Raw genomic sequence first — 6,032 nt, 5'->3', positions numbered from 1 at the left:
AATTCTTTGTTTTTAAATTCTTTGTTTTTAAATTCTTTGTTTTTAAATTCTTTGTTTTTTTGGGGGGATTTGATGAAAAATCTTTTTTAGCGTTTTTGATGATTGACTAGTGAAAAGCTTGACGCTAATTTAAGCGATAGTTTTTAAAAAAGCGCTTCTTTAGGGGGGGTTAGTGGGGTTAAAAGGGGGAGAATGGTTTCAAATACTTCCTATCTTTTTAAGAAAATAAAATAAAACTTAAGAAAATGCGTTTTACAACAAAATAAGATCTAAAACAATAAAACAAAACCCCATTTTTAAAATGATGTAAAGAACATTAAAACTAATAAAGTTTATGGTGGGAATAAAGCTAAAAACAACCTACCGCTTTAATCAAAATCAAAGCGTTAAATCCAACCAAGCAGTGAAGCTAGAACGCTCTTTTAAAAGCGTTTTGGCGTGTTTTGACAAAGATGACTAAACCTTAAGCGCGTTCAGATTTTTGCTTTTCTCTATATTCTATGATCATGCTGTGGATTTCATCTTTTAATTTTAATTTTTGTTTTTTCATGTGGCTGACTTCAGCATCGCTAGCGTTTTGTTGCTCGGCGGTTTTGATGTCGTCATCAAGCTGGTTGTGTTTCTCAAAAATCTTATCAAAATGCGGATTATTCGCTTTTAACACGCTGATTTCGTCTCTAAATTCATGGAACATGGTTTTCTCCTTTATTTTGGATGTTTAAAGTATAATAAACTATCTTTTTAAAAAAACAACTTAAAAGAGCTATAAAATAGCTTTAAAGCACGCGATAAAACGACAAAAAGGAATACCCATGGATATTCGCAACGAATTTTTACAATTTTTTCAAAATAAAGGGCATGCCATTTATCCTAGCATGCCTTTAGTGCCTAATGACGCTACCTTGCTTTTTACCAATGCCGGCATGGTGCAATTTAAAGATATTTTTACTGGGATGGTGCCGCGCCCTAGCATCCCTAGAGCGACAAGTTCGCAATTGTGCATGCGCGCAGGCGGCAAGCATAACGATTTAGAAAATGTCGGTTATACCGCAAGACACCACACGCTTTTTGAAATGCTAGGGAATTTTTCTTTTGGGGATTATTTCAAAGAAGAAGCGATCTTGTTTGCGTGGGAATTTGTAACCAAAAATTTAGGGTTTAAGCCTAAAGATTTATACATCAGCGTGCATGAAAAAGACGATGAAGCCGTTAAACTATGGGAAAAGTTTGTGCCTTTTGACAGGATTAAAAAAATGGGCGATAAAGATAATTTCTGGCAAATGGGCGATAGCGGGCCTTGCGGGCCTTGCAGTGAAATCTATATTGATCAAGGCGAAAAACACTTTAAGGGGAGCGAGGATTATTTTGGGGGCGAGGGCGATAGGTTTTTAGAAATTTGGAATCTGGTGTTCATGCAATACGAACGCTCTAATGATGGCGTTTTGTCCCCCTTGCCAAAGCCTAGCATTGATACAGGCATGGGCTTAGAAAGGGTGCAGGCGTTATTAGAGCATAAGCTCAATAATTTTGATTCTTCATTATTTGTGCCTTTAATGGCAGAAATCAGCGATCTTACAAGCTTAGATTATGCGAGCGAATTTAAACCAAGCTTTAGGGTAGTGGCCGATCACGCAAGGGCGGTGGCGTTCTTGCTCGCTCAAGGGGTGCATTTCAATAAGGAAGGTCGTGGCTATGTTCTAAGGCGCATTTTAAGGCGAGCCTTAAGGCATGGGTATTTAATGGGCTTGAAAGAAGCGTTTTTATACAAAGTCGTGGGCGTGGTGTGCGAGCAATTTTCTAACACGCATGCGTATTTGAAAGAATCTAAAGAAATAGTGATGAAAGAGTGCTTTGAAGAAGAAGAGCGCTTTTTAGAGACTTTGGAATCTGGCATGGAATTGTTTAACTTGTCTTTAAAGCATTTGAATGAAAATAAGATTTTTGATGGCAAGATCGCTTTCAAGCTTTATGACACTTTTGGTTTTCCTTTGGATTTAACAAACGACATGCTAAGAAGTCATGGGGCGTGTGTGGATATGCAAGGCTTTGAAAATTGCATGCAAGAGCAAGTGAAACGCTCTAAAGCTTCATGGAAAGGCAAACAAAACAACGCTGATTTTAGCGCTATTTTAAACGCTTATGCGCCTAATGAATTTGTGGGGTATGAAACGACAGAATGTTCTGCTAAAGTTTTAGGGTTTTTTGATAGCGACTTTAAAGAAATAGCAGAAGTAAATCCTAACCAAGAAGTCTGGGTCTTGTTAGAAAAAACCCCTTTTTATGCAGAAGGTGGGGGGGCTATAGGCGATAAGGGTGCGCTTTTAAAAGATGATGAAGAAGTGGCTCTAGTGCTAGATACAAAAAACTTTTTTGGGCTTAATTTTTCGCTTCTTGAAATCAAAAAAGCGCTAAAAAAAGGCGATCAAGTGATCGTGCAAGTGAGCGATGAGCGTTTAGAAATAGCCAAACACCATAGCGCGACGCATTTATTACAGAGCGCTTTAAGAGAGGTTTTAGGCTCGCATGTGAGTCAAGCGGGGAGTTTAGTGGAATCCAAACGATTGCGCTTTGATTTCTCGCATGCTAAAGCGCTCAATGATGAAGAGTTGGAAAAAGTAGAAGATCTAGTCAACGCTCAAATTTTCAAGCACTTAAAAAGCCAAGTGGAGCATATGCCTTTAAATCAAGCTAAAAGTAGGGGGGCGTTAGCGTTATTTAGCGAGAAATACGCTGAAAATGTGCGCGTGGTGAGCTTCAAAGAAGCGTCCATTGAATTGTGTGGGGGCATTCATGTGGAAAATACCGGGCTTATTGGGGGGTTTAGGATTGTAAAAGAAAGCGGGGTGAGTAGTGGGGTCAGACGCATTGAAGCGGTGTGCGGGAAAGCCTTTTACCAACTGGCTAAAGAAGAAAGTAAAGAGCTTAAAAACGCTAAGATTTTATTGAAAAATAACGATGTCATAGCCGGCATCAACAAGCTTAAAGAGAGCGTGAAGAACAGCCAAAAATCTCCCGTTTCTATGGATTTACCGATTGAAAAAATCCATGGCGTGAGTTTGGTGGTGGGCGTCGTGGAAAATGGCGACATTAAAGAAATGATTGACCGATTGAAAAGTAAGCATGAAAGATTGCTCGCTATGGTGTTTAAAAAAGAAAACGAGCGCATAACTCTCGCATGCGGGGTGAAAAACGCGCCCATAAAAGCGAACGCATGGGCTAACGAAGTGGCGCAAATTTTAGGGGGTAAAGGGGGCGGGAGAGATGATTTTGCGAGCGCTGGAGGTAAGGATATTGAAAATTTGCAAGCCGCGCTCAATTTAGCGAAAAATACCGCTCTTAAAGCTTTAGAGGGATAGCATGGAGCTTATTTTAGGCTCTCAATCTAGCGCTAGGGCGAATCTTTTAAAAGAGCATGGGATTAAGTTTGAACAAAAAGCGCTCTATTTTGATGAAGAAAGCCTAAAAACCACAGACCCTAAGGAGTTTGTCTATTTGGCGTGCAAGGGGAAATTAGAAAAAGCTAAAGAGTTACTTGCGAATAATTGCGTTATCGTGGTGGCTGATAGCGTGGTGAGCGTGGGTAATCGCATGCAACGAAAAGCTAAAAACAAGCAAGAAGCCCTTGAATTTTTAAAACGCCAAAATGGCAATGAAATAGAGGTTTTAACCTGCTCGGCATTGATTTCTCCTGTGTTGGAATGGCTGGATCTATCGGTTTTTAGAGCGCGTTTAAAGGCGTTTGATTGTAGCGAAATAGAAAAATATTTAGAGAGCGGTTTATGGCAAGAAAGTGCGGGCTGTGTGCGTTTAGAGGACTTTCATAAGCCTTATATTAAAAGCTCAAGCGAGAATTTAAGCGTGGGGTTGGGGCTGAATGTGGAAGGCTTGTTAGGGGCGCTAAAATTAGGGGCTAAAATTGCATCGTTATAAACGCTATTATTTTATTTTAAAACACTCAACAATACTATTTTCTAGCCAACCCCCCCTTGACAAACAAAAAAAACGATACACTCCAGCATTTGATGTTTAAAGGGTTTCTCGCATTGGCGCATTTTATTTTTTCTGTTGCGGTGGTGCTTTTATGGTTGGTTGCGTGGGGAATATATCTCTTTTCTGGGAAGAGCTTCAAAAGAGAGATGGAAGAGATAGAAAATTCTGATCCCAATCAAAACAATCCTTTCATTACTGCTGCTATGGGTATTGGAGGTGCGGCTATTAGTATTTTTTTCCCAGATACCAAACCAATCGTTGATGGCGTCAAGCCGTTGGCTGAGAAAGGTTTGCAAGAGGCGTTTAGAAAAGACAAGCTCACAGAAGGGCAAAAAATTTCAATCTCTAGCTTAAGATTTTTGTCGTTATTTTGCATCGTTGTTGAAGCAATGATAGGCTTGTGTCTCATTTGGAGTTTTAATGGGTGGTCTTTTTGGAAAGTAACGGGTTATTTTCTTCTTTATGTGTTTTTTTGCTCCGCTTCAACATTTCCAAGTATACCTATTAATGGTATATTAGATGACCGATAATTGGCTTATGATAAAAAGCAATGTTTTTAGGCTTATCACTAAAAGATAAGCGTTAAAAACACTCTATCTAACTGATAAACCCCCTTGACAAACAAAAAAAGCGATATAATACAACATTTGATGTTTAAGGAGTTGTCATGGGGTCTTGGTCTCGTATTCTTTTATCAATCTTGGTGGTGGTTTTGGGATTAGCGCTTACTACCATGCTCATAAATTGGCATGTTTAGCGGGAATGATCTATTGTGGCCATTATTATGGATTTTAGCGCTCTATCAGTCGCAATGGGGTGGTGGTCTTTATCAAAAATAACATGGTTTTGTGTGGGTTATATCGCTTTATGGGGGCTTACGCTTTTTATGGGTCGTCTTACATGCTCTACAATAGAAGACTATTCGTAAAAATTGATTGAAAAAATTAAAATAGGGGGACGCTAGAACCTTTAAAAACAGGTTCTAGCAAAAGTACAAGGTTAGGGATTATTTCCCAAAACGCCCACCGGTGGTAGGGTAGCCATAAATAGAGCCATCTTTGATTTTCATGTGATCTTCCCAAGGCAATTTGTATTTACCAGAGGCTAAGTCTTTGATGTAGGTTAAGCCTGCGTCATGTTCTCCGCCCGGTTTAGCCACATACCCTCTATGGCCTAGGTTGTAAATGTTGTTTTCTAAGCCCCAGCTTAAGCGAGCGTTGTCTGCCATTTTAGGATAGATTTCCCCGGTTACAATCTCCCAAGGGTTGCGGTGCCCTTGAACAAGAGTCGTGCCATCAAAGTTACAGATTTGCCCCTCACCAAAGTAGTAAAAGACATTGTCATAGCCGGCTAAATTCACGCTCACGGTATACATCAAATTGTGCCACGCGTTGGAGCGGTTGGTCAAAATCCACTGATCATTGACTTGAGTGCTATAGCCTGAAATACGGATATACACATTGCACCCTTTATAGGCTGCTTCTCTAGCGAGCTCTGGAATCATGCCGTCATGGCAAATGCACACGGCTAATTTTGATCCGCCCGGCCCCTCGCACACAGGCATTCCTAAATCCCCAGGATACCATGGTTCAATGGGATTCCATGGGAATAGCTTGCGGTATTTTAAAACGATTTTACCTTGCGGATTAATGATAATGGCGGTATTGTAGGGGTTTTTGTTAGAATCAGGATTGCGTTCCATGATTGAAAAAACACCATAAACTTTCGCCTCTTTACACGCTTGAGCGTATAACTCTGTCTCTTTACCCGGGACATCTAATAAAAACTCTTCACTAAGCCACTTAGCGGTATTCAAACCTTGCGTGCTATACTCAGGGAAAATGATAAGTTCCACTCCCGGATACCCCGCTTTAGTCGCATGCAAGGTTCTGATAATGCTTTCAATATTGTGATCAATGTCTTTACGGCTATTGACAATTGGCACAGGAAACTGAATGGCTGCCACTAAAAACCCTTCAATAGGTTTGCCCATACTACCGATACTTCCCATAATAACTCCTTCTAAAAAGTTTTGTCGCAAT

At 40.1% G+C, this 6,032-nt stretch carries 5 protein-coding genes and 1 pseudogene; 4 read left to right on the top strand and 2 right to left on the bottom strand.

What is annotated here, in order from left to right; translation table 11 throughout:
• Positions 1-463: 463 nt before the first annotated feature.
• The gene (locus EXS92_RS06125) at positions 464-694 is read right to left on the bottom strand and encodes an HP1242/YdcH family protein (protein ID WP_000468330.1); all 231 of its coding nucleotides are present in this window, start codon (positions 692-694) and stop codon (positions 464-466) included.
• A gap of 118 nt (positions 695-812) precedes the next feature.
• Here EXS92_RS06125 and alaS point away from each other — a divergent pair, with 118 nt between their 5' ends.
• The 4 genes and pseudogenes from alaS to EXS92_RS06105 all read left to right on the top strand — a co-directional run bounded on the left by alaS (position 813) and on the right by EXS92_RS06105 (position 4,918).
• On the top strand, positions 813-3,356 hold the full coding sequence (gene alaS / locus EXS92_RS06120; protein ID WP_165515883.1) for an alanine--tRNA ligase: 2,544 nt from the start codon (positions 813-815) through the stop codon (positions 3,354-3,356).
• Position 3,357: 1 nt separating this feature from the next.
• Positions 3,358-3,930 carry a septum formation inhibitor Maf gene (gene maf / locus EXS92_RS06115; protein ID WP_165515882.1) on the top strand — a complete coding sequence of 191 codons (573 nt, stop codon included), beginning with the start codon at positions 3,358-3,360 and terminating at the stop codon, positions 3,928-3,930.
• Positions 3,931-4,043: 113 nt separating this feature from the next.
• Positions 4,044-4,520, top strand: a complete 477-nt coding sequence (locus EXS92_RS06110; RefSeq protein ID WP_165515881.1) for a hypothetical protein — start codon at positions 4,044-4,046, stop codon at positions 4,518-4,520.
• Positions 4,521-4,665: 145 nt separating this feature from the next.
• Positions 4,666-4,918, top strand: a pseudogene (locus EXS92_RS06105) (hypothetical protein).
• 78 nt (positions 4,919-4,996) lie between these two features.
• Here EXS92_RS06105 and EXS92_RS06100 read toward each other — a convergent pair.
• Positions 4,997-6,001: a formamidase gene (locus tag EXS92_RS06100; protein ID WP_097557482.1), complete on the bottom strand. Its 1,005-nt coding sequence runs from the start codon at positions 5,999-6,001 to the stop codon at positions 4,997-4,999.
• Positions 6,002-6,032 lie beyond the last annotated feature (31 nt).

Origin of the sequence: Helicobacter pylori (assembly GCF_011175115.1) — a bacterium.
Lineage (GTDB): Bacteria > Campylobacterota > Campylobacteria > Campylobacterales > Helicobacteraceae > Helicobacter > Helicobacter pylori_DF.
This window is presented reverse-complemented; position numbering and strand designations above follow the sequence as displayed.